Below are 20,192 nucleotides of genomic sequence, written 5' to 3' on the forward strand. Positions count from 1 at the left end.
CAGCCGGCAGGTTTCAGGCTCCAAGGAGGGCCGCGTCATGCTTCACAGGCGTCTTCTCACCACCCTTGCCGCCTCCCTCGCGGTGGCGCTGATCGCCGCCGCCGGCCTTGCCGGCACTGCGTCGACCGCTGCGGCCGACGGCGCCTATTTCGGGTTCGGCTATAACGACGGCCCGCGCAGGCCGCCCCCGCCGCCGCGCTGGGGCTGGGGACCGCCGCCACCGCCCGGACCAGCCTGGGGAGCGCCGGGTTGGGGACGGCCGGGTCGCGGCTGGGGTCCGCCGCCGATGTGTCGGTCACGCTGGGTCGATCGGCCGATCGTCGACCCCTGGGGACGCATCGTTCGCTATCAGCGGGTACAGGTCATGGACTGCGGTCCGCGTCATCGCCGCTGGTAACGCGAACGGTGGCTGAATTTCACGGAATGACGACGGCGGTATCGCCGTCGGCAATCACGTCGATCACCTCGAAGCCGCCGCCGCGGTTGTAGGTGTGCAGTCCCGACAGCGGCGGCGTCGGCCGGAGCGCCATCAGCGTCGTCTCGGCGTAGCCGCCGGCATCCAGCCGGTCGACGCGGGCAAAGCCGAGACCGGCGCCGTAGCCGCCGACGCTGTCCTGGAAAGGACGAACAACGCTGGCGCCCAGCGAGAACATTCGTCCGGCGGGTCTTGCCGAGGCGACGTCCACCTTGGCCGGGCCGGCGAACAACGGTACCCACGGTCCGGCCAGCCGCTCGGCGGTGAATATGGCGAGGCCGTCCCAGCTCGAGCCCCAGTGCGGGCGCACGGTGCCGAACAGGTAGTTGCGGCCATCCGTCCGAAAAAGCGTGGCGTCGCCGAGATCGATATCATCGATCAGGATCGCCGCTTTTTCCCAGCGGTCCGGGAAATCGACGGCCCGCCAGAGCTCAACCCTGCGGCGGCCGGACGTTTCCGGAATCATGTAGAGGGCGCCGTCTTCCTCGAAGACGAAGGGATAGGACAGATGGCAGTCCGTCTCGATCACCGGCCGGGGCGTGCCGACCGGGCCGTCGGCGCCGAGCTCGACCGCCGAGATGACGCCCTTCTGCGTCGCGAAGGGAAATTCTTCCACGAAAAGGACGGTCCGGCCGCCGTGCCGCATCACGAAGGGGTCGGCGTAAAAGCGCCCGCCGTCGCCGGCTAGCCGCCGCCAGGGACGACCGGCGATCATCGGCAACGCCCCGTCTCCGGTCTCGTCGGCGCGCCAGGCGACCGCCCAGTTGGGCGGGGTGCGCACGAGGCGCTCGAGGCGGGCGGCCAGCGCGCGCGCGAAGGCGGCGGCCGCGAACAGGGCCGGCTGGCCCGGCCGGTGCGGCGGCGGCTCTGTTTCGACGCGCGGCAGCCTCAGATCATGGAGCGTGGCGCCCGTCGCCAGTCGGCCGGCGGCCAGCGTCAGCATCTCGATCGCCCGACCGGCGGCGATCGCCATGCCCGAGCCGAGTTGCCGCCGATCCTCGACGGCGACGTGCCAACGGCCGACCAGGCGTCGTTCGCTGCCCACCACGGCCACCAGGTCGACGAAGGGTTCCTCGCCGGCCATGATGGCGTCGGCGGCGCCGGCGACGACGCCGAAGCCGCCCACGGTGATCAGCAACCGGTCGCCGACGGTCTCCGCCGAGGCGGCGAGGTCGATGACGAGATCGGCATCGGCGGCCCCGGTCGACAAGTTGAGCGCGGCGGGCGACAGCCGCTCGAGCGGCCCGCTGCGCGGCCGTCGAAAGGCGAGAGCCTCGAAGGCGAGGCAAAGATCGAGAAGGCCGGCCGGCGGCGGGCCGGCCACCGTGGCCATCGTGCCGCTGGCGCCGGTGGCCGCCAGCACGCTGGCGATCGCCTCGGCCTGCCAGCGCCGGAGATCAGTGGAATCGATCAGAAACGAGACGTGCATGCGGCCCTCCCACGCCGATGCTGCCGTGGCGATATCGCCTGCCGCGCATCCGCCCCGCGCCGCCACCCTCCTGTGACGTACGCGCGCCGGGCGGCGGTCCGACGGTGGCGCCGGCGATCAGTTCGGCGCCGAATTCCACCAGAATGCAGGAACGCGCCGGCCTGGGGACCACCAGCCGCGATTCCATGATCGCCAGAGCCGATATGGCGAGCTGTTCGTAGCCGACATTGACCGTTGCAAGCTCGGCTGGCCGCATCTCCCGGACGCCGTCGCAGCCGACCACCGATACATCGGCGGGGACCCCGAGGCCGGCCGACGCCAGCGCCTTGAGCGCACCTTCCGCCAGCGGATCGGAAAGGCAAAAAAGCGCGGTGGCGCCGCCGAGACCGGGGGCTTCCCTGAGCCGCAGGGCAACCGCGGCTTCGCCGGCCTCGGCGCTGTCCTCGGCCGCGACGATGGCCTCCGCGGTCGCCAGACCCAAGATATCGATCGTCTCGGCGAAGCCGGCGCGCCGGGCCGCCAGATGGTCGCGGCCGGCCGTGCCCAGCATCAACAGGCGGCTATGCCCTGCCGCGGCGAGGTGCCGCACCGCGACGCCGGCGGCAAACGCGTTGGCCGGCACCACCGCGTCGGCCCGGCGCACCTGTTCCTCGCCGTTCATGACCACCAGCGACAGGCCGGTCCTGACGAGCTCGCCGAGATCGAGCCTGCCGCCGCTGCCCATCACGATGACGCCGCTGGCCTTTTCGGCGCGGGCGATCTCGTCCACCTTGCGGACGTCGACGCCGCCATCGGAAACGGAGGTGGTGATCTTCAGCGACCGGCGTTCGCATTCCCGCCTGAGGCCCTGGTAGAGCGCGCGATTGCGGAAGGCGGCGTCGCCGGACGTCACGAAGCCGCGGTCGAAGGCCACCACCACCCGCTCCATGGTCGCGATGGTCGCCTTGGCGCGCCGCTGGTCGAGGTAGCCGAGCTCGCGCGCCACGGTCAGCACGCGGTCGCGGACCTCGCGGCTGATCGAGGCGGTTCCGTTGAGGACATGCGACACGGTGCTGACGGCAACGCCCGCTTCCCTGGCAATATCGCGAACCCCGACCTTCATCGCGCTCTTTCCGCGTCGCCCGTGCGGCATCGGCCGGACGAACCAAAGCCGAAAAGCGATGCCGACAAAGGCCGGCGAGGGCCTTTGTGACCGGACATTTTTGTAACTTTCGTTTCTGACCGCCCTTTCATCAACCGATTTGGCCGGAAGATGCAAGACCGGCAGCGGCGGATGGCGGCAATTTCAGCAAACGGTCGTTCGCGAGGTAAACGCCTTGATGCAAATCGCTCCGATTCACCCTTCTCGGTAGTGAATGGTCAGTCCGTCGTCTTGTCGAGGCGGTAGCGGAAGTCGCAGCGGCGGCCGCCCTCCATGATCGTCTCGGTGCGTTCGAGACGCATGGCCGGATTGTAGCCCTCGCAGAAGGCGGCGTCGCGATTGCAGGAGAGCAGCGCGCCGATCCCGGCGAGACCCATTTCCTTGTAGGTCTCGGCGTAGCGGCAGCGGGTGACGTCGTAGGAGAAGCGATCCGGCCCGACCTCCTTCACCTCGATCGTCAGGGCATCCTCGGCCGTCCAGGCCGGCAGGATGGCCTCGAAATCGGTGAAATCCGGCATATGGCCGAGTTCGGCGCGGCATTTTTCGCCATGGGCGACCGCCGCCTTGCGGATGGCCGCGTCGATGGCTTCGCGCGCCGGCCCCTCGCCGAAGCGGGCGGCGAGCTCCCGATAGAGGTGGCCGACGATCTCCGCCTCGATGCGGCGGCGTTCGATGATGGGCATCGCCATGGCGTGTCTCCTGTGCGGCCCGAGGCTAACCGGAGAGACGGCGGCCGGAAAGCGGCTTTTCCAGGCAGGCGCGGCGGGTTTGAGGCTGCCGGCGCCCGCGGCGAAACGACTTTGGTCCTCGGGAAGGCTGTGCTATGAGAGCCTCGACGAAGGACCGGCGGCGCCCCGAAGCCCGGCTGCGGCCGGTTCCGCGCCGGAAACGGCATGGCCGGCCGGCGTTCCGCGAGCAAAGGTCGAAACTTTCCGTGAACTGGATCAACAACGTCGTCCGCCCGAAAATCCGCTCCCTCTGGTCCGCCAAGCGCGACGTGCCGGAGAACCTCTGGGTGAAGTGCCCGGAGACCGGCGAGATGGTTTTCCACCGCGACCTCGAAGCCAACCAGTGGGTGATCCCCAACTCCGGCTATCATATGCGCATGCCGCCGAAGGAGCGCTTCGTTCAGCTGTTCGATGGCGGCGATTACGAGGCGATCCCGACGCCGGCGGTCCTGCAGGACCCGCTCAAGTTCCGCGACGAGAAGCGCTATGTCGACCGCCTGCGCGATTCGCGCGCCAAGACCGGCAACGACGATGCCGTGCTGGTCGGCGCCGGCCGCGTCGAGGGCAACGCCGTGGTCGCCGCCGTGCAGGACTTCGATTTCATGGGCGGTTCGCTCGGCACCGCCGCCGGCGAGGCGATCATCCGCGGCGTGGAAGAGGCGGTGGCCCGTTCGGCCGCCTTCGTGATGTTCACGGCTTCCGGCGGCGCCCGCATGCAGGAGGGCATCCTGTCGCTGATGCAGATGCCGCGCACCACGGTGGCCGTCGAGATGCTGCGTGAAGCGGGCCTGCCCTACATCGTCGTGCTCACCAACCCGACGCTTGGCGGCGTCACCGCCTCCTACGCCATGCTGGGCGATGTTCACATCGCCGAGCCGGGCGCGCTGATCGGCTTCGCCGGCCCGCGCGTCATCGAGCAGACCATTCGCGAGAAGCTGCCGGAAGGTTTCCAGCGCTCCGAATACCTGCACGAGCACGGCATGGTCGATCTCGTGGTGCACCGCCACGAACTGCGCGCCACCATCGGCCGCATCGTCCGCCTGCTCACCCACGCCAAGGGTACCGCGCTCGTTCCGGCCTGACGGGCGACGGTATCGATCTTCCGATCCTCCGCGCCGCCGTCAGGCGGCGCGTTCCTTTTGGGCGGCCTCGCCCGCATCCGGACTTTGCCATGGAAACGCCGCTCGACATCATCGACCGCCTTGGCGCGCGCTGGCCGAAAGGCTTCGATCTCTCGCTCGGCCGCATTCGTCGGCTGCTCGGCGCGCTCGGCCACCCCGAACGCCGCCTGCCGCCGGTCTTCCACGTCGCCGGCACCAACGGCAAGGGCTCGACCGTGGCCTTCCTGCGCGCCATCCTGGAGGCCGAGGGCTTTCGGGTGCACGCCGACACGTCGCCGCACCTCGTTCGCTACAACGAGCGCTTCCGTTTGGCCGACGGGCCGGGCGTGTCGAGCTTCGTCGACGACGACGCCTTCGCCGACGCGCTCGCCCGCACCGAGAAGGCCAACGGCGACGAAGCGATCACCCTGTTCGAGCTGCTGACCGCCGCCGGTTTCCTGCTGTTCGCCGAGCGGCCGGCCGACGCGCTGCTGCTCGAGGTCGGGCTCGGCGGCCGGTTCGATTCCACCAACGTCGTCGATCATCCGGCGGTGTCGGTCATCACCTCGATTTCCCTCGATCACCAGGCCTATCTCGGCGACACCGTCGAGAAGATTGCCTTCGAAAAAGCCGGCATCGTCAAGGCTGGCGCGCCGGTGGTGCTGTCGCCCAATCCGGACGGCATCGTCGCCGTCGTCGAGCGGGTTGCGGCCGAGGTCGGCGCCGGATCGCTGATGATCGGCGGCCAGGACTGGACGGCTTTCGAGGAGCACGGCCGCCTGGTGTTCCAGGATATCGACGGTCTTCTCGACCTGCCGCGGCCGCGCCTTCCCGGCGGCCACCAGATTCTCAATGCCGGCGCGGCCATCGCCGCCGTGCGGGCGGCCGGCTTCCGCGTCGGGCACGACGCCTTCGAGCGCGGCATGGAGCGGGTCGAATGGCCGGCGCGGCTGCAGCGGCTGACGGCCGGCGCCATCGTCGACGCCGCTCCGGAAGGCTCGGAAATCTGGCTTGATGGCGGTCACAATCCCGGCGCCGGCGAGGTGATCGCCTCGGCCATGGCTGACCTCGAGGAGCGCGTCGCCCGGCCGCTGGTGCTCGTCGCCGGCATGCTGGCCACCAAGGACCCGGTCGGCTTTTTCGAAGCTTTCGCCGGGCTCGCCCGCCGCGTCTACACCGTGCCCATCCGGGGGTCGGATGCGGCGCGCGAACCGCAGGCGCTGGCCGCCGAGGCGCGCGGCGCCGGCGTCACCGCCATGGCGACGGCCGGGGTCACCGCCGCGCTTTCCCACCTGCGCGATACCTGGTCGGGACCGGCGCCGCGCATCCTGATCTGCGGCTCGCTTTATCTCGCCGGCGAGGTGCTGGCCGACAACGGCACGCCACCGGCGTAGCGGTCAGGCCCGTTCCTGCCGCTCGGCGAGTTTCACCACGTGCACCATCAGCGCGGTGGCATAGAGCGGCGTCAGGATGTTGACGATCGGCACGGCGAGCAGCAGCGCGATGGTCAGCCCGCCCAGCATGACCTTGCCGGAATGGGCACTCCGGAACGCCCGTGCCGCCGCCGGCGGGCGGAAGCGCATCGCCACTTGCTCGAAATATTCCCGTCCCAGCAGATAGGCGTTGACGGTGAGGAAGATCGGCACGTTGACGCCCGGCAGGAACAGGAGCGGCAGCATGGCGATGTTGACCAGCACCACGAAACCGGTGAAGCGCAACGCGGCGACGAGGCCGGTCATCAGCGGCTGCGACACGCCCGGCCGGTCGGCGGAATAGCGCGTCCGTTCCACCACTTCCGCCACTTCGTCGGCGTAAAGGCCGGCGAACAGCGCCGTCACCGGAGCGACCAGGAAGCCGAGGCCGACGAACAGCAGGATGCCGGCCAGCCACTCGGCGGCCGTCCGCCAGCCGTCCGGCAGCGCGGCGGCGAAATGGTCAGCCGCCGCCCAGGTGCCGATCCAGACCACGGCGAGCAGGGCGAGCGTCAGGCCGATCGACTTCCACAGCACGGCCCGGAAGGGCGGTGTCGGAATGTCGCGAAGGGCGGTCAGCACGGCATTCAGCATGCTTTTTATTCTCCCCTAAATGCCGTAGTGGTGGCGCGGCTTGCCGGTCAGTTGGGAATGGTCTAGGCCAAATGGAAGAGCTGTCCGCGTCGACGCCGGACCAAGGAGACGTTTTCAGATGAGCCTCGACTTCGATGTGCTGACCATCGGCAATGCCATCGTCGACATTCTCTCCCCCGCTGAAGAAGACATGTTGGTGAAGTTGGGCGTCACCAAAAGCATGATGCGGCTGATCGATGCCGAGGAGGCCGAACGCATCTACGACATGATGGGACCGGCGGTCGAGGCCTCCGGCGGCTCGGCGGCCAACACGGCGGCCGGCGTCGCCTCGTTCGGCGGCCGCGCCGCCTATATCGGCAAGGTGGCGACCGACGCCTTCGGCGACGTGTTCACCCACGACATCCGTTCCCAGGGGGTGCATTTCGAGACGCGGCCGCTTTTCGACGGCGCCCCCACCGCCCGCTGCATGATCCTGATCACGCCCGACAGCGAGCGGACCATGAACACCTATCTCGGCGCCTGCCATCATCTCACCGTCGACGACATCGAGGAGAAGACGGTGGCTGCCGCTCGCTACACCTATCTCGAGGGCTTCCTGTGGGACCCGCCGGAGGCCAAGAAGGCCTTCCGCAAGGCGGCGGCCATCGCCCATGCCCACGGCCGCCTCGCCTCGATCACCCTGTCGGACAGCTTCTGCGTCGACCGCTTCCGCGCCGAATTCCTCGACCTGATGCGTTCGGGCACCGTCGATCTGGTCTTCGCCAACAAGGAAGAGGCCAAGGCGCTGTACGAGACGCACGACCTCGACACGGCGGTCGCCTGCCTCCGGCGCGATTGCAAGGCGGCGGCGGTGACGCTGGGCGGCGACGGCGCGCTGGCCTTCGACGGCGACGAGCTGGTATCGGCGCCGGCGTCGGAGGTCGACGAGCTGGTCGACATGACCGGCGCCGGCGACCAGTTCGCCGCCGGCTTCCTCTACGCCCGCTCGCGCGGCCTGAGCCCCGCCGAGGCGACGCGGCTCGGCTGCCTCGCCGGCGGCGAGTGCGTCGGCCATATCGGTCCCCGCCCGGCGATCAGCCTCGGCCAGCTCGCCCGCGACGCCGGCCTGAAGCTGCCGGCCTGAGAGCGGGCAGGATAAAACTGAAGCCGCGGAGCGGCTTCCGGCGACAAGCGCCGCCCGCGCGGAGCACGAAAACCAAGGGCGGTAGCTGCCTTGCCGGCGACATCGACGCCGGTAACCAATCGGCGCCGTACAGGCGGAGCCCTATATGTGCCCCTTGCCTTTTCCTGCCTGAGGTCCTGCGCCTTCGCGCAGGATGACAATCTATGTATATGTATCTTCTATATAATTCTGTCATCCTACGCGAAGGCGTAGGACCTCGGGCAGAATGGAACGGGCGGCATATATAGGTCGTCGTGCCGGGCATCAGGGCGGAGGGCACCGAAGCCGCGGAGCGGCTTCCGGCGCCTGAGGCCAAACTACAACATCGACGGCAGCACGCGGTCGGGCAGGTGGTGCTCGTCCATGAAGGCGCGGATGTTGACGATCACCTTCTCGCCCATTTCGATGCGGCTCTCGATGGTCGCCGAGCCCATGTGGGGCAGCAGCAGCGCCCGGCCGCACTTGACGAGCTTCGGGCTGATCGCCGGCTCCTGCTCGTAGACGTCGAGGCCGGCGCCGGCCAGTTCGCCGGCGACCAGCATGCGCGTCAGGGCCGCCTCGTCGACGATCTCGCCGCGGGCGGTGTTGATGAGGTAGGCGTCCGGCCGCATCAGCTTCAGCCGCCGCGCCGACAGGAGGTGATAGGTCGCCGGCGTGTGCGGACAATGGACGGTGACGATGTCCATGCGGTTCAGCATCTGGTCGAGGCTCTCGCACCAGGTGGCGGCAAGCTTTTCCTCCACCTCGGCCGGCAGGCGATGGCGGTTATGATAGTAGACCGACAGGCCGAAGGCGCCGGCGCGGCGGGCGACCGCCTGGCCGATTCGGCCCATGCCGACGATGCCGAGCTTCTTGCCGCGGAGGCGGTTGCCCAGCATGCCGGTCGGCGACCAGCCCTGCCATTCGCCGGCCTGAAGCGCCCGCATGCCGTCGGCCATGTGGCGCGGCACGGCAAGAATCAGCGCCATGGTCATGTCGGCGGTGTCCTCGGTGAGTACGCCGGGCGTGTTGGTGACGGCGATGCCGCGCTCGGTCGCCTTGATGACGTCGATGTTGTCGACGCCGTTGCCGAAATTGGCGATCAGCTTCAGGCCCGAGCCGGCCTGGGCAATGACGCCGCTGTCGACGCGGTCGGTAACGGTCGGCACCAGCACGTCGGCGATACGGCTCGCCTCGACCAGCTCGGCCTGGGTCATCGGCCGGTCGGTCGGATTGAGGCGGACGTCGAACAGCTCGCACATGCGCGCTTCGACGACGTCGGGCAGCTTGCGCGTCACCACCACCAGGGGCTTTTTGCCGGCCATATCGCGTTTCGTCCTTCCTCAGGGTTGCCGACGGGCGGCAGCCTGTCGCGGCAAGTGTCGACCAGCCGCTTCCGGGCGTCAATCCGGCGGAGCTCCGATCCGCGATCATTCGTCGCGCGGCGGCGTTGACGCGACGTTAACTTTGACCGGCAACCATTGCACCAGGCGCCGCTTCGAGGAGCGGCGCATGTTTTTGGCATGGAAGGCGGGGCAACGATGGGGGCGGCGAGGCTACGGGCGGCGGCGATTCTGGCCGCAGGGCTGCTGCTTGCGGGTCCCTCGTTGGCCCAGAACGTGACGATCGGCAGTTCCGGCTTGCCGGTGCCGCGCTTCGTCAGCCTGAAATCGGACTCCGTCAACGTCCGCCAGGGACCGTCGCGCGACCAGGCGGTGGTCTGGCGCTACGTGCGCGCCGGCATGCCGGTGGAGATCACCCAGGAATTCGAGAACTGGCGGCGTATCCGCGACTTCGAGGGCGGCGAGGGCTGGGTGTTCCATTCGCTGCTGTCGGGCGCGCGCACGGCCATCGTCGCGCCCTGGACCGCCGACAAGACGCTGATCGATCTGCATGCCAGCCCGGACGACACCAGCCGCGTTACCGCCCGCGTCGAGCCGAAGGTGCAGGCGCCGGTCGAGAAATGCAACGGCACCTGGTGCCGGCTCGACGGCAAGGGCTTTTCCGGCTGGATCGCCCAGGGCTCCCTCTGGGGCGTCTATCCGGACGAGAAGTTCTGATTTCTCAAAAATGGGACTCGATGGCGTCCCATATCAGCGCCGCGACGTCGGGGCCGCCGAGCCGCCGGATGGCGCGGATGCCGGTCGGCGACGTGACGTTGATCTCGGTCAGCCTGTCGCCGATGACGTCGATGCCGACGAAGATCAGCCCGCGATCCCTGAGTTCCGGGCCGATCGCCTCGCAGATCTCCAGATCGCGCTTGCTCACCTCGGTGCTGGCCGCCGCGCCGCCCCGCACCATGTTGGAGCGGAGATCGCCCTCCGCCGGCACGCGGTTGACGAGGCCGGCGAACTTGCCGTCGACGAGGATGATGCGCTTGTCGCCGGCCCTGATGGCCGGCAGGTAGCGCTGGGCGATGAAGGGATCGCGCGACTGGGTGAGGAACAGCTCCAGGAAGGCGCCGAAATTGTCGTCGTCGGGCTTCACGTGATAGACGCCCTGGCCGCCGGCGCCGTAGAGCGGCTTCAGCACGATATCGCCGAACTCGGCGCGGAAGGCCCGGATCTCGTCCGGGTCGCGGGTGATGATCGTCTCCGGCATCAGCTCGGGGTAATTCATCACCAGCAGCTTTTCCGGCGCGTCGCGCACCTCGGCCGGATCGTTGACTACCAGCGTCGAGGGATGGATGCGCTCGAGCATGTAGGTGGTGGAAAGATAGGCCATGTCGAACGGCGGGTCCTGCCGGAGCAGCACCACGTCGAGCGTCGACAGATCGGTCTTCTCCGGCGAGCCGAGCGTGAAATGGTTGCCGGGCTCGTCGCGCACCGCCACCGGCTCGATCGCCGCCGTCACCCGGCCCGAGCGCAGCGTCAGCTTGTCGGGCGTGTAGTGGAACAGGCTGTGGCCGCGCTTCTGCGCTTCCAGCATCAGGGCGAAGGTGGAATCACCGGCGAGGCGGATCGAGGCGATGTGGTCCATCTGGACGGCGACGGAAAGACTCATGGCGGCAACTCGGCTTCGGAAAGGGACGCCGCCGTTTATGGGCGGCTTCCGGCTGCCGCGCAACGGGAAAGCGCTTCACGAAAAAGCGTTCTCGACATGGCACGGCCAGCGGCGCGGGGCGATCACCACGAGGTCGAAGCGCAGCGTGAACGCCGCGAACTGCGGGTGCCGCGACAGATAGAGATCGGCGGCCGCCTCGATGCGGCGGTAGCCTTCGGCGGCGATCGCCTCGAGACCGGCCTCGACGGACGGGCGCGCCTTGACCTCGACAAAGGCCAGCACCTTGCCGCGCCGCGCCACGATGTCGATTTCGCCGAGCGGCGTCCGGTAGCGCGTCGCCAGCACCCGGTAGCCCTTGAGGCGCAGCAGCCACGCGGCCATGCCCTCGGCCACCAGGCCACGGGCGTGACCGGCCCGGCGGTCGGCGGTCATTCCGCGTCACCGCCGCCGGCGTCGATGACCGCCTTGAGCTTCAGCGCCAAGGCGTAGACCTCCTTGCGCGGCCGGCCGGTGGCTTTCGCCACCTCGGCGGCGGCCTGGCCGGCGCCCTGGGTTTCGAGCGCGGCGGTGAGCAGCGCCTCGATATCGGCTTCACCGGCCGTCTCGCCAAGCGGCGGACCGACCACCAGCACGATCTCGCCGCGCGGCGGATCGGCCTCGGCGCCGGCCGCCAGCTCGGTGAGCGAGCCGTGCCGCACCTCCTCGAAGCGCTTGGTCAGCTCGCGGCAGAGCGCCGCCGGCCGGGTGCCGCCCAGCACCTCGGCCATGTCGGCGAGCGTCTCGGCCGCCCGGTGCGGCGATTCGTAGACGACCAGCGTCGCCGGCACGCTGCGGAAGTCGGCCAGCCGGTTGCGGCGCGCCCCGGCCTTGTGCGGCAGGAAGCCGAGGAACAGGAACGTGTCGGTGGGCAGGCCGGCGGCCACCAGCGCCGACAGGATGGCCGAGGCGCCCGGGATCGGGATTACCCGGATACCCTCGGCGATCGCCTCCTCGACCAGCTTGTAGCCGGGGTCGGAGATCAGCGGCGTACCGGCGTCGGAAACCAGCGCCAGCCGCATGCCGCCGCGCAGCATGGCCAGAAGGCGCGGCCGTTCGCGGGCGGCGTTGTGCTCGTGGTAGATGGCGAGCGGCTTGCGGATGCCGTAGCGGTCGAGCAGAACGGCGGTGACGCGGCTGTCCTCGCAAACGATGAGGTCGGCGCCGGCCAGCACGTCGAGCGCCCTGAGCGAGATGTCGGAGAGGTTGCCGATCGGCGTCGCCACCGGATAAAGGCCCGGCTCCACCGGCTTGCCGGCGAAGACGGTGCCGTCGATCGCATAGCCCGTTGTGGCGGCCTTGCCGCCTGTCTCGCTCATGACGGCCGCCGTTGCTCCCTCGCCACGATATCGGCGGCCATCCGCAGGTCGCGGATCGGCCGCACCGCGGCAATCGATGCCTCGTAGCTCGGATGCGCCTTGAACGCTTCCAGGGCGGCGGCGTCGGTGAATTCGCCGTAGACCACGAAGTCGATGTCGTTGCCGAGGCTGTCGAGCTTCAGGTTCTCGCCGACCTCGAGATGCAGGGCATGCGGATTGGCCTCGAGCAGGCGCAGGCCGGCGAGCACCCGATCGCGGTCGCTGGCCGAACTGACTGAGAAGTAGACGATGTGTCTGATCATGGAATTTCCTTGGCCGACGCTCCAAAGCCGTCGTTTCTAGCTCCCAAAACCACACTTCGGCGGGAAAATCGAGCCACTCCGGCCGATTCCTCGCCTCTCCACCGGTAAATGGCACGTAAGGAGTTGCATCTACGGCCATTTGTCATTGAAATGGAGCGGATGCTTTTGCGGCGGAAGGTAAGACGATGACCCGTGACGATGGCAGGGTTGCGAGCGGCGCGGCCGACACGGCCGTGTCTCCGGAGACGAACGGCCAGCGCGCGGAGGCGGCCGGGCTGAGCCGGCGCCTCGCGCTGCTGCTGATGGGCGGCGCGGCGCTTGCCGCCTGTTCGCCGATGAGCCGGCCGAGCGGCGGCGGCGCCCTGCTGCCGCCTCCGACCGGGCCGGCCGTGTCGGGCGAGGTGCTCGGCACCGGCACGGTGCGTGTGGCGCTGCTCCTGCCGAAGACGGCGCCCGGCAACGGCGCCGCGCTGGCGGCCGCTATGCAGAACGCGGCCGCGCTCGGCCTCAACGACTTTTCCGGCAACGACCTCACCGTGCTGGTGAAGGACACCCACGGCACCGCCGAGGGCGCCGCCGAGGCGGCGCGCCAGGCGATCTCGGAGGGGGCCGAGCTGATCATCGGCCCGATCTTCGCCGCCGAGGTGGGCGGCGTCGGACCGGTGGCGCGCGCCGCCTCCGTGCCGGTGATCGCCTTCTCGTCCGATCCGTCGGTGGCGGCGTCTGGCGTTTATATTCTCGGCTTCCTGGTCGACGGCCAGGTGCGCCGCGTCGTCGCCGAGGCGGCAAGGTCCGGCCGCAAGTCGATCGCCGCCATCATGTCGCAGAGCGCCTTCGGCAATCTCGCCGAGGCGGCGCTGCGCCAGGAGGCGGGGCGCTACGGCATGCGCGTGGTTGCCGTCGAACGCTTCGCCGCCGGCGGCGAAGCCCAGTCCGTGGCGGCGGTCGCCGCCAACGCCGCGCAGATCGACTGCATTCTGCTGCCCGAAGGGGCCGGCGTGGCGCCGAACATCGCCCGGTCGCTGCGGTCGGCCGGCGTCGACCTCACGCGCATCAAGCTGCTCGGCACCGGCGTCTGGAACGATCCCACCGTCTACGGCGATCCGTCGCTGGTCGGCGGCTGGTTCCCCTCGCCGGAGATATCGGGCTTCTCGGCCTTCGCCAGCCGCTATCGGTCGACCTATGGCGGCGAGCCGCCGCTTACCGCCTCGCTCGCCTACGACGCGGTGGTGCTGGCGGCGGGGCTTGCCAAGACGGCCGGCGCCCAGCGCTTCCAGCTTTCGGTCATCACCAATCCCGAGGGCTTCCTGTCGGCGGTCAACGGCCTGTTCCGCTTCAACGCCTTCGGCACCAACGACCGCGGCCTCGCGATCTACGAAGTGACGGGCTCGACGCCGTCGCTGGTTTCCGCTGCCCCGCGCGCCTTCACCGGCGCCTGACGGCAGGTATTGTCTTCCGATGGACGCGGCGGCGGCTTCGGCCGCCGCTGCCGTCAGGTTGCTGGCATGATGTCCTCCTTCCTCGTCAAGATCTGCGGTCTCTCCACGCCGGAAAGCCTGGAATGGGCGCTTTCGGCCGGCGCCGATCTCGTCGGCTTCGTCCACTTTCAGAAAAGTCCGCGCCATCTCCCGGCAGAGGCCGCCGCCGCACTCGCCCGGCAGGTGGCTGGCCGGGCGAAGACCGTGGTGCTGACGGTCGATGCCGCCGACGACCTTCTCGACAAGCTCGTCGCGGGCATCGCGCCGGACTTCGTCCAGTTGCATGGCCGCGAGAGCCCGCAGCGGGTCGCGGAGGCGCGGAAACGCGCCGGCCGGCCGGTGATCAAGGCGCTCGGCATCGGGTCGGCCGAAGACGTTGCGGCCGCCCGTGCCTATGCCGGTGTCGCCGACCTCCTCCTCTACGACGCCAAGCCGCCGAAGGACGCCAGCCGGCCCGGCGGGCTGGGCGTCGCCTTCGACTGGTCGCTGCTGGAAGGAGCGCCGACGCCCTTCTTGCTTTCCGGCGGGCTTGATCCTACCAACGTCCATGATGCGGTGCGGCAGGTGCGCCCTTTCGGCGTCGACGTGTCGTCGGGCGTCGAGAGCGCACCGGGCCAAAAGGACGAGGCCCGTATCCGCGCCTTCGTGGCGGCGGCGCGCGCGGCGAGTGAAGAGGGACAACGATGAGCGAGGCGACGACGCCGAATTCCTTCCGGACCGGTCCGGACGAGCGCGGCCATTTCGGCATTTTCGGCGGCCGCTACGTCGCCGAGACGCTGATGCCGCTGATCCTCGAGCTCGACCGCGCCTACGAGGCGGCCAAGGCCGATCCGGCCTTCCATGCCGAGCTCAAGGCGCTGAACGCCACCTATACCGGCCGGCCGAGCCCGCTCTATTTCGCCGAGCGGCTCTCCGCCCACCTCGGCGGCGCCAAGATCTACCTGAAGCGCGAAGAGCTCAACCACACCGGCAGCCACAAGATCAACAACTGCCTCGGCCAGATCCTGCTCGCCCGCCGCATGGGCAAGAAACGCATCATCGCCGAGACCGGCGCCGGCCAGCACGGCGTCGCCTCGGCCACCGTCTGCGCCCGCTTCGGCTATCCGTGCGAGGTCTACATGGGCGCCACCGACGTCGAGCGGCAGAAGCCCAACGTCTTCCGCATGGAGCTCCTGGGCGCCAGCGTCCATCCGGTCACCGCCGGCAACGGCACGCTGAAGGACGCCATGAACGAGGCGCTGCGCGACTGGGTGACCAACGTCGAGACCACCTACTACATGATCGGCACCGCGGCCGGCCCGCATCCCTATCCGGCGATGGTGCGCGACTTCCAGTCGGTGATCGGCAACGAGACGCGCGAGCAGATCCTCGCCGCCGAGGGGCGGCTGCCCGACCTCGTCGTCGCGGCCGTCGGCGGCGGTTCCAACGCCATCGGCATCTTCCATCCCTTCCTCGACGATCCGGACGTCCGCATCGTCGGCGTCGAGGCCGGCGGCCACGGCATGCACGTCTACAACGGGCACGCCGCGTCGCTGAACGGCGGCAGGCCGGGCGTGCTGCACGGCAACCGCACCTATCTCCTGCAGGACGACGACGGCCAGATCCTCGAGGGACACTCGATCTCGGCCGGTCTCGATTATCCGGGCATCGGCCCCGAGCATTCCTGGCTGAACGACACCGGGCGCGTCACCTACGTTCCCGCCACCGACCAGGAGGCGCTCGACGCCTTCCAGACGCTCACCAAGGTCGAGGGCATCATACCGGCGCTGGAAAGCGCCCACGCGGTCGCCGAGGCGATCAAGCGCGCGCCGAAAATGGGCAAGGACGAGATTATCGTCGTCAACCTGTCCGGCCGCGGCGACAAGGACGTCTTCACCGTCGGCAAGATCCTGGGAGTCGATCTGTGAGTTCCCTTCCCGTCACCCGCATCGACGCCCGCCTTGCAAAATTGAAGGCCGAGGGCCGGGCGGCTCTGGTCACCTTCGTCACCGCCGGCGATCCCGATGCCGACACCTCGCTGGCCATCCTCAAGGCCCTGCCGGGCGCCGGCGCCGATATCATCGAGTTCGGCATGCCCTTCTCCGACCCGATGGCCGAGGGACCGCCGATCCAGGCCGCCGATATCCGGGCGCTCGCCGCCGGCCAGACCATGGTGAAGACGCTTCAGCAGGTGCGGGCCTTCCGCGAGGGCGACGACGAGACGCCGGTGGTGCTTATGGGCTACTACAACCCCATCTACATCTACGGCGTCGAGCGCTTTCTCGGCGACGCCAAGGCAGCCGGCGTCGATGGCCTGATCGTCGTCGACCTGCCGCCGGAAGAGGACGAGGAACTGTGCCTGCCGGCGATCGGCGCCGGCATCAGCTTCATTCGCCTGGCGACGCCGACCTCGGACGACCGGCGCCTGCCGGTGCTGCTGAGGAATTCCTCCGGCTTCGTCTACTACGTCTCGGTGCTCGGCGTCACCGGCGTCAAGTCGGCGGCGGCCGGCGACGTTGCCGCCGCCGTCGGCCGCATCAAGGCGCATACGCCGCTGCCGGTGATGGTCGGCTTCGGCGTCAAGACGGGCGAGCAGGCGGCGGCCATCGCCGCCCACGCCGACGGCGTGGTGGTCGGTTCGGCGCTGGTCAACGCGGTGCGCGATTCGCTTGAGGACGGCAAGGCGACCGCCGCCACGGTCAAGGCCGTTACCGATCTCGTCGCCGATCTGGCAGCCGGCGTGCGGCGCGGACGCGCCTGACCATGGGCGGCGCAGCCATGGTCCAGCCGCTCGTTGTCGGAGCGAGGCGACTTGGCTTGGCGGCCGTCCCCTTCGGTTGCTTGTCGCTGCCCGCCCTGGCGGCCGAGCAAGGACATGGCGTCGACGGCGCATCGCTGGGGGGCGTCTGGGCGCTGCCCTTCGTCGGCATCCTGCTGTCCATCGCCCTCGGCCCGTTGCTGGCGCCGCGCTTCTGGCACCATCATTTCGGCAAGGTGGCGGCCGCCTGGGCATTGGCCTTCCTGGTGCCCTTCGCCATTGTCCAGGGGCCGCCGGCCGTGGTGACGCCGCTGGCCGAGGCGCTGCTGCACGACTACATCCCCTTCGTCGTCCTGCTCGGCGCCCTCTTCACCATCGCCGGCGGCATCCTCGTCACCGGCAACCTGCACGGCTCGCCGCGCACCAACCTCGCCCTGCTCGGCATCGGTACGCTGCTCGCTTCGGTGATCGGCACCACCGGCGCCTCCATGGTGATGATCCGGCCGCTGATCCGCGCCAACGACGGCCGCCGCCACAACGTGCACGTGATCGTCTTCTTCATCTTCCTGGTCTCCAACCTCGGCGGATCGCTGACCCCGATCGGCGACCCGCCGCTGTTCCTCGGCTATCTGCGCGGCATCGGCTTCTTCTGGACGACGATGCACATGCTGAAGGAAACCGCCTTCGCCGCCGTCGTCCTGCTCGCCCTGTTCTACGCCATCGACCGGCGCCTTTATCACCGCGACGACGACTTCAGGGGCCGGCTTGACCCCACGCCGGATACCGGCAGGCTCGGCCTCGAAGGCGTGGTCAATCTCCTATTGCTGCTGGTGGTGGTCGGCGCCGTGCTGATGTCGGGCGCCTGGAAGCCGGGCATCGGCTTTCGGATGTTCGGCGTCGACGTGGAATTGCAGAACCTTGTCCGTGACGCCTTGCTGATCATCGCCGCGCTCGCCTCGCTTTGGCTGACGCCGGCTGGCCTGCGGGCGCGCAACGGCTTCGAATGGGGACCGATCGTCGAGGTAGCCAAGCTGTTCGCCGGCATCTTCGTCACCATCATCCCGGTGCTGGCCATGCTGCGGGCGGCCCATGACGGCGCCTTTGCGCCGCTCATCAGGCTGGTGACGGCTGCCGACGGCACGCCGATCGACGCCATGTATTTCTGGGCGACCGGCCTTCTGTCGTCCTTCCTCGACAACGCGCCGACCTATCTGGTGTTCTTCAACCTCGCCGGTGGCGATCCCGCCCATCTGATGACCGAGATGGCTGGAACGCTGGTGGCGATTTCGGCCGGCGCCGTGTTCATGGGCGCCAACACCTATATCGGCAACGCGCCGAATTTCATGGTGAAATCGATCGCCGAGGCATCCGGCATCCGCATGCCCTCGTTCTTCGGCTACATGGCCTGGTCGGCCGGCATCCTCATCCCGCTGTTCCTGATCACGACCCTGATCTTCTTCCTTTAGCCGAAGCGTCCCAACTTCAAGACGACGGCGGTATCGGCAGTCTCAGGACTGCCCTCCCAGGCGATCCGGTCCGATCGTCTTCGGCTGGCGGTGCGGCAATGGCGCGGAAACGAGAAGCGCGGCAAGGCCGCCGATGATCGTCGCCAACAGCCGGTGTTCGGCGTTATCGACGGCGCCGCCCTGGCCGAGGGACACGAGGAATACGACCGTCATGGTAACGGCGGCGGAGAAAATCTCGTAGCTCGCTTTCTGCACCGAATAGGTGAAGGCGATGGCGATGATGGCGCCGATCGTCAGGCCGAGGTGCCCGACGGCGAAGCCGCCGGCCCACAGCGTGGCCAAGAGACAGCCGCCCGCGGTACCCAGCAGCCGCGACCACCCGCGCGCCCGGGTATCGTGAAGGCCGGGCTTGAGGACGATAAGGGCGGTGATCGGCGCCCAATAATCGAAAGCAAGGCCGATCCCGCTGGCGATCGACAGGCTGAGCAGGACCGCCAGCGCCGCCCGCATCGCATGAGCGATCGCCAGCGAGCGTTGGAAGTCCCGGCGTCCCGCCGCCAGCGGCAACCGTCGCAGCGGTGTCGGCAGAAGCGCCGCGATCGTGGCCACCGTGGCAATTTCGACAGCCCCGCCGACCGTTACCGCCAGCGCCCGCTCCGCGGCAGCGTCGAGCCCGCCGGGGAAATATCCGGCCATCATGAAGGCGATCACGACTTGCAGCGCCACCCACCAGAGGTCTTCGTCGGAAAGGGCGAATACGGCACAGAGCGCCGCCAGACCGGCCGAGATGATCGCCAGTGCCGGAAACCAGGCTCCTGCGAGGGTACCAAGGGCCCCCGCCACGGCCATTCCGATCATGGCGGCAGCCATCGCCCCCCAGCGGCGCCCGAACAGGTCACGCGACAGGCCGAACCCTACCGAAAAAGCCGCGCCGGCGGCGATGGCCGCATGAAGCGGATCGGTGATGAGCCGGCCGACAAGGAGAACGATCGCGATACCGGGTATGCCGACCAGTCCAAGCCGCCAGTGAAACGGCTGGATCAATCCGAGTAGCTTTCGGGGACGGCCGGTAAGGTCCAGTCGCATATGTTCTGCTCGGGAAGGGGATGGAAGCAAGCCCGGTAAAGCGTCGTATAAGCTACCAGATTGCGCCGCATTGGTTCCACGCTTCCCGAGTCTCGATCGGCATCGCGGCGCGTTGCACGGATTCGCGTGCCCTGGTCGCCTTGCGAGGGAAACATTTGGGACGTCCTGAAATCAAAATGGCTTTGTGCCGACGGCGAGCAAAGCCACGCGGGCAAATTCCAACAACAGGGCTTTGTGTGAAGTTTGGTGGAGCTAAGCGGGATCGAACCGCTGACCTCCTGCATGCCATGCAGGCGCTCTCCCAGCTGAGCTATAGCCCCATCAGGCGTCGTTTCCGGCTTGGGAAGATGCCGTCGGCTTTCGCTTTCGGGCGCCGCCGGTGTGGGTTCCGGCTCGACGAGGCGGGATATACTCAGCATTCCCCCGCCGATCAAGAGGTTTTTCGGGCTCCGGCGATTTTTCCGTCATCTTTTTGAACAAATGGCCGATTTCCGAGAATTTTGAAGGGGTTGCCGACGGTTGCGGCGCGTTGTCACAAAAGAAAAGGCCGGCTGGGAGTGAACTGACCCCATTAAGTTGGACGGTTTCATAGGCTGGGTCGATTTAAGGGCTGGGTCCTGTATTGTACGGGGCTCAGCCCTTTGAGTTTCATCCTGATGCGGTCATTGTTGTAGTAGCGGATATA

General features: G+C 68.6%; 21 protein-coding genes and 1 tRNA gene. 10 read left to right on the plus strand and 12 right to left on the minus strand.

Annotated elements, in window-relative coordinates; all coding sequences use genetic code 11:
• Nucleotides 1–37: 37 nt before the first annotated feature.
• Nucleotides 38–397, plus strand: coding sequence for a hypothetical protein (locus CJ014_RS13045; protein WP_100080909.1), 360 nt, complete (start codon nucleotides 38–40; stop codon nucleotides 395–397).
• Between the two features lie 19 nt (nucleotides 398–416).
• On the opposite strand, the gene CJ014_RS13050 is transcribed toward CJ014_RS13045, so the two are convergent.
• The 3 genes from CJ014_RS13050 to CJ014_RS13060 all read right to left on the minus strand — a co-directional run bounded on the left by CJ014_RS13050 (nucleotide 417) and on the right by CJ014_RS13060 (nucleotide 3,734).
• Nucleotides 417–1,904 (minus strand): glucosamine inositolphosphorylceramide transferase family protein, encoded by a 1,488-nt coding sequence (locus tag CJ014_RS13050; RefSeq protein ID WP_100080910.1) that lies wholly within the window; start codon nucleotides 1,902–1,904, stop codon nucleotides 417–419.
• Complete coding sequence (locus CJ014_RS13055) at nucleotides 1,873–3,006, minus strand: LacI family DNA-binding transcriptional regulator (RefSeq protein ID WP_165790835.1); 1,134 nt, start codon at nucleotides 3,004–3,006, stop codon at nucleotides 1,873–1,875. The genes CJ014_RS13050 and CJ014_RS13055 overlap by 32 nt, the downstream gene beginning before the upstream one ends.
• 257 nt (nucleotides 3,007–3,263) lie before the next feature.
• Nucleotides 3,264–3,734: an L-2-amino-thiazoline-4-carboxylic acid hydrolase gene (locus CJ014_RS13060; RefSeq protein ID WP_100080912.1), complete on the minus strand. Its 471-nt coding sequence runs from the start codon at nucleotides 3,732–3,734 to the stop codon at nucleotides 3,264–3,266.
• A gap of 245 nt (nucleotides 3,735–3,979) precedes the next feature.
• Here CJ014_RS13060 and accD point away from each other — a divergent pair, with 245 nt between their 5' ends.
• Nucleotides 3,980–4,855, plus strand: a complete 876-nt coding sequence (accD, locus tag CJ014_RS13065; RefSeq protein ID WP_100080944.1) for an acetyl-CoA carboxylase, carboxyltransferase subunit beta — start codon at nucleotides 3,980–3,982, stop codon at nucleotides 4,853–4,855.
• 89 nt (nucleotides 4,856–4,944) lie between these two features.
• Nucleotides 4,945–6,267: a bifunctional folylpolyglutamate synthase/dihydrofolate synthase gene (locus CJ014_RS13070; protein ID WP_100080913.1), complete on the plus strand. Its 1,323-nt coding sequence runs from the start codon at nucleotides 4,945–4,947 to the stop codon at nucleotides 6,265–6,267.
• 3 nt (nucleotides 6,268–6,270) lie between these two features.
• Here the strand turns inward: CJ014_RS13070 and CJ014_RS13075 are convergent, their stop codons facing one another.
• Nucleotides 6,271–6,939: a sulfate transporter family protein gene (locus CJ014_RS13075; RefSeq protein ID WP_100080914.1), complete on the minus strand. Its 669-nt coding sequence runs from the start codon at nucleotides 6,937–6,939 to the stop codon at nucleotides 6,271–6,273.
• Nucleotides 6,940–7,057: 118 nt separating this feature from the next.
• Here CJ014_RS13075 and CJ014_RS13080 point away from each other — a divergent pair, with 118 nt between their 5' ends.
• Nucleotides 7,058–8,062 (plus strand): adenosine kinase, encoded by a 1,005-nt coding sequence (locus CJ014_RS13080; RefSeq protein ID WP_100080915.1) that lies wholly within the window; start codon nucleotides 7,058–7,060, stop codon nucleotides 8,060–8,062.
• A 356-nt stretch (nucleotides 8,063–8,418) separates the two neighbouring features.
• Here the strand turns inward: CJ014_RS13080 and CJ014_RS13085 are convergent, their stop codons facing one another.
• Nucleotides 8,419–9,405: a 2-hydroxyacid dehydrogenase gene (locus tag CJ014_RS13085; protein ID WP_100080916.1), complete on the minus strand. Its 987-nt coding sequence runs from the start codon at nucleotides 9,403–9,405 to the stop codon at nucleotides 8,419–8,421.
• A 282-nt stretch (nucleotides 9,406–9,687) separates the two neighbouring features.
• On the opposite strand from CJ014_RS13085, the gene CJ014_RS13090 reads away from it, so the two are divergent.
• Nucleotides 9,688–10,140 carry an SH3 domain-containing protein gene (locus tag CJ014_RS13090; RefSeq protein ID WP_425351914.1) on the plus strand — a complete coding sequence of 151 codons (453 nt, stop codon included), beginning with the start codon at nucleotides 9,688–9,690 and terminating at the stop codon, nucleotides 10,138–10,140.
• Nucleotides 10,141–10,144: 4 nt separating this feature from the next.
• Here the strand turns inward: CJ014_RS13090 and gshB are convergent, their stop codons facing one another.
• The 4 genes from gshB to CJ014_RS13110 all read right to left on the minus strand — a co-directional run bounded on the left by gshB (nucleotide 10,145) and on the right by CJ014_RS13110 (nucleotide 12,740).
• Entirely contained in the window at nucleotides 10,145–11,083 is a 939-nt protein-coding gene (gene gshB, locus CJ014_RS13095; protein ID WP_100080918.1) for a glutathione synthase, read from the minus strand.
• A 75-nt stretch (nucleotides 11,084–11,158) separates the two neighbouring features.
• Nucleotides 11,159–11,515 (minus strand): YraN family protein, encoded by a 357-nt coding sequence (locus CJ014_RS13100; RefSeq protein WP_100080919.1) that lies wholly within the window; start codon nucleotides 11,513–11,515, stop codon nucleotides 11,159–11,161.
• Entirely contained in the window at nucleotides 11,512–12,438 is a 927-nt protein-coding gene (rsmI, locus tag CJ014_RS13105) for a 16S rRNA (cytidine(1402)-2'-O)-methyltransferase (protein WP_100080920.1), read from the minus strand. The genes CJ014_RS13100 and rsmI overlap by 4 nt, the downstream gene beginning before the upstream one ends.
• Entirely contained in the window at nucleotides 12,435–12,740 is a 306-nt protein-coding gene (locus CJ014_RS13110) for a Dabb family protein (RefSeq protein WP_100080921.1), read from the minus strand. The genes rsmI and CJ014_RS13110 overlap by 4 nt, the downstream gene beginning before the upstream one ends.
• A gap of 185 nt (nucleotides 12,741–12,925) precedes the next feature.
• Between CJ014_RS13110 and CJ014_RS13115 the strand changes: the two genes are divergently transcribed.
• From CJ014_RS13115 to CJ014_RS13135, 5 genes are all read left to right on the plus strand, one after another.
• Nucleotides 12,926–14,179, plus strand: a complete 1,254-nt coding sequence (locus CJ014_RS13115) for a penicillin-binding protein activator (protein ID WP_100080922.1) — start codon at nucleotides 12,926–12,928, stop codon at nucleotides 14,177–14,179.
• A gap of 69 nt (nucleotides 14,180–14,248) precedes the next feature.
• A complete protein-coding gene (locus CJ014_RS13120) occupies nucleotides 14,249–14,905 on the plus strand; it encodes a phosphoribosylanthranilate isomerase (RefSeq protein ID WP_100080945.1) in 657 nt (218 codons plus the stop codon).
• Nucleotides 14,902–16,125, plus strand: coding sequence for a tryptophan synthase subunit beta (gene trpB, locus CJ014_RS13125; RefSeq protein ID WP_100080923.1), 1,224 nt, complete (start codon nucleotides 14,902–14,904; stop codon nucleotides 16,123–16,125). Before CJ014_RS13120 ends, trpB begins: the two co-directional genes overlap by 4 nt.
• Nucleotides 16,122–16,958 (plus strand): tryptophan synthase subunit alpha, encoded by an 837-nt coding sequence (gene trpA, locus CJ014_RS13130; protein ID WP_100080924.1) that lies wholly within the window; start codon nucleotides 16,122–16,124, stop codon nucleotides 16,956–16,958. Before trpB ends, trpA begins: the two co-directional genes overlap by 4 nt.
• Nucleotides 16,959–16,975: 17 nt before the next feature.
• Nucleotides 16,976–18,421 carry a sodium:proton antiporter gene (locus CJ014_RS13135; RefSeq protein ID WP_100080946.1) on the plus strand — a complete coding sequence of 482 codons (1,446 nt, stop codon included), beginning with the start codon at nucleotides 16,976–16,978 and terminating at the stop codon, nucleotides 18,419–18,421.
• Between the two features lie 42 nt (nucleotides 18,422–18,463).
• Here CJ014_RS13135 and CJ014_RS13140 read toward each other — a convergent pair whose 3' ends face one another.
• The 3 genes from CJ014_RS13140 to CJ014_RS13150 all read right to left on the minus strand — a co-directional run.
• On the minus strand, nucleotides 18,464–19,465 hold the full coding sequence (locus CJ014_RS13140; protein WP_165790836.1) for an FUSC family protein: 1,002 nt from the start codon (nucleotides 19,463–19,465) through the stop codon (nucleotides 18,464–18,466).
• Between the two features lie 286 nt (nucleotides 19,466–19,751).
• Nucleotides 19,752–19,827, minus strand: a tRNA-Ala gene (locus tag CJ014_RS13145).
• Nucleotides 19,828–20,093: 266 nt separating this feature from the next.
• Nucleotides 20,094–20,192: IS3 family transposase (locus tag CJ014_RS13150; RefSeq protein WP_133121849.1), on the minus strand; the 99-nt coding region annotated here is incomplete at its 5' end.

The sequence above is a fragment of the Pleomorphomonas carboxyditropha genome, assembly GCF_002770725.1.
Lineage (GTDB): Bacteria > Pseudomonadota > Alphaproteobacteria > Rhizobiales > Pleomorphomonadaceae > Pleomorphomonas > Pleomorphomonas carboxyditropha.

Excerpts from the sequence above, each read along its gene's own strand:
- CJ014_RS13055 (WP_165790835.1), bottom strand. The coding sequence starts at position 3,006 with ATGAAGGTCGGGGTTCGCGATATTGCCAGGGAAGCGGGCGTTGCCGTC.
- CJ014_RS13100 (WP_100080919.1), bottom strand. The coding sequence starts at position 11,515 with ATGACCGCCGACCGCCGGGCCGGTCACGCCCGTGGCCTGGTGGCCGAG.
- CJ014_RS13050 (WP_100080910.1), bottom strand. The coding sequence starts at position 1,904 with ATGCACGTCTCGTTTCTGATCGATTCCACTGATCTCCGGCGCTGGCAG.
- trpB (WP_100080923.1), top strand. The coding sequence starts at position 14,902 with ATGAGCGAGGCGACGACGCCGAATTCCTTCCGGACCGGTCCGGACGAG.
- CJ014_RS13120 (WP_100080945.1), top strand. The coding sequence starts at position 14,249 with ATGTCCTCCTTCCTCGTCAAGATCTGCGGTCTCTCCACGCCGGAAAGC.
- CJ014_RS13080 (WP_100080915.1), top strand. The coding sequence starts at position 7,058 with ATGAGCCTCGACTTCGATGTGCTGACCATCGGCAATGCCATCGTCGAC.
- CJ014_RS13110 (WP_100080921.1), bottom strand. The coding sequence starts at position 12,740 with ATGATCAGACACATCGTCTACTTCTCAGTCAGTTCGGCCAGCGACCGC.
- CJ014_RS13075 (WP_100080914.1), bottom strand. The coding sequence starts at position 6,939 with ATGCTGAATGCCGTGCTGACCGCCCTTCGCGACATTCCGACACCGCCC.
- CJ014_RS13085 (WP_100080916.1), bottom strand. The coding sequence starts at position 9,405 with ATGGCCGGCAAAAAGCCCCTGGTGGTGGTGACGCGCAAGCTGCCCGAC.
- CJ014_RS13045 (WP_100080909.1), top strand. The coding sequence starts at position 38 with ATGCTTCACAGGCGTCTTCTCACCACCCTTGCCGCCTCCCTCGCGGTG.
- gshB (WP_100080918.1), bottom strand. The coding sequence starts at position 11,083 with ATGAGTCTTTCCGTCGCCGTCCAGATGGACCACATCGCCTCGATCCGC.
- CJ014_RS13070 (WP_100080913.1), top strand. The coding sequence starts at position 4,945 with ATGGAAACGCCGCTCGACATCATCGACCGCCTTGGCGCGCGCTGGCCG.
- rsmI (WP_100080920.1), bottom strand. The coding sequence starts at position 12,438 with ATGAGCGAGACAGGCGGCAAGGCCGCCACAACGGGCTATGCGATCGAC.
- CJ014_RS13060 (WP_100080912.1), bottom strand. The coding sequence starts at position 3,734 with ATGGCGATGCCCATCATCGAACGCCGCCGCATCGAGGCGGAGATCGTC.
- CJ014_RS13115 (WP_100080922.1), top strand. The coding sequence starts at position 12,926 with ATGACCCGTGACGATGGCAGGGTTGCGAGCGGCGCGGCCGACACGGCC.
- CJ014_RS13135 (WP_100080946.1), top strand. The coding sequence starts at position 16,976 with ATGGTCCAGCCGCTCGTTGTCGGAGCGAGGCGACTTGGCTTGGCGGCC.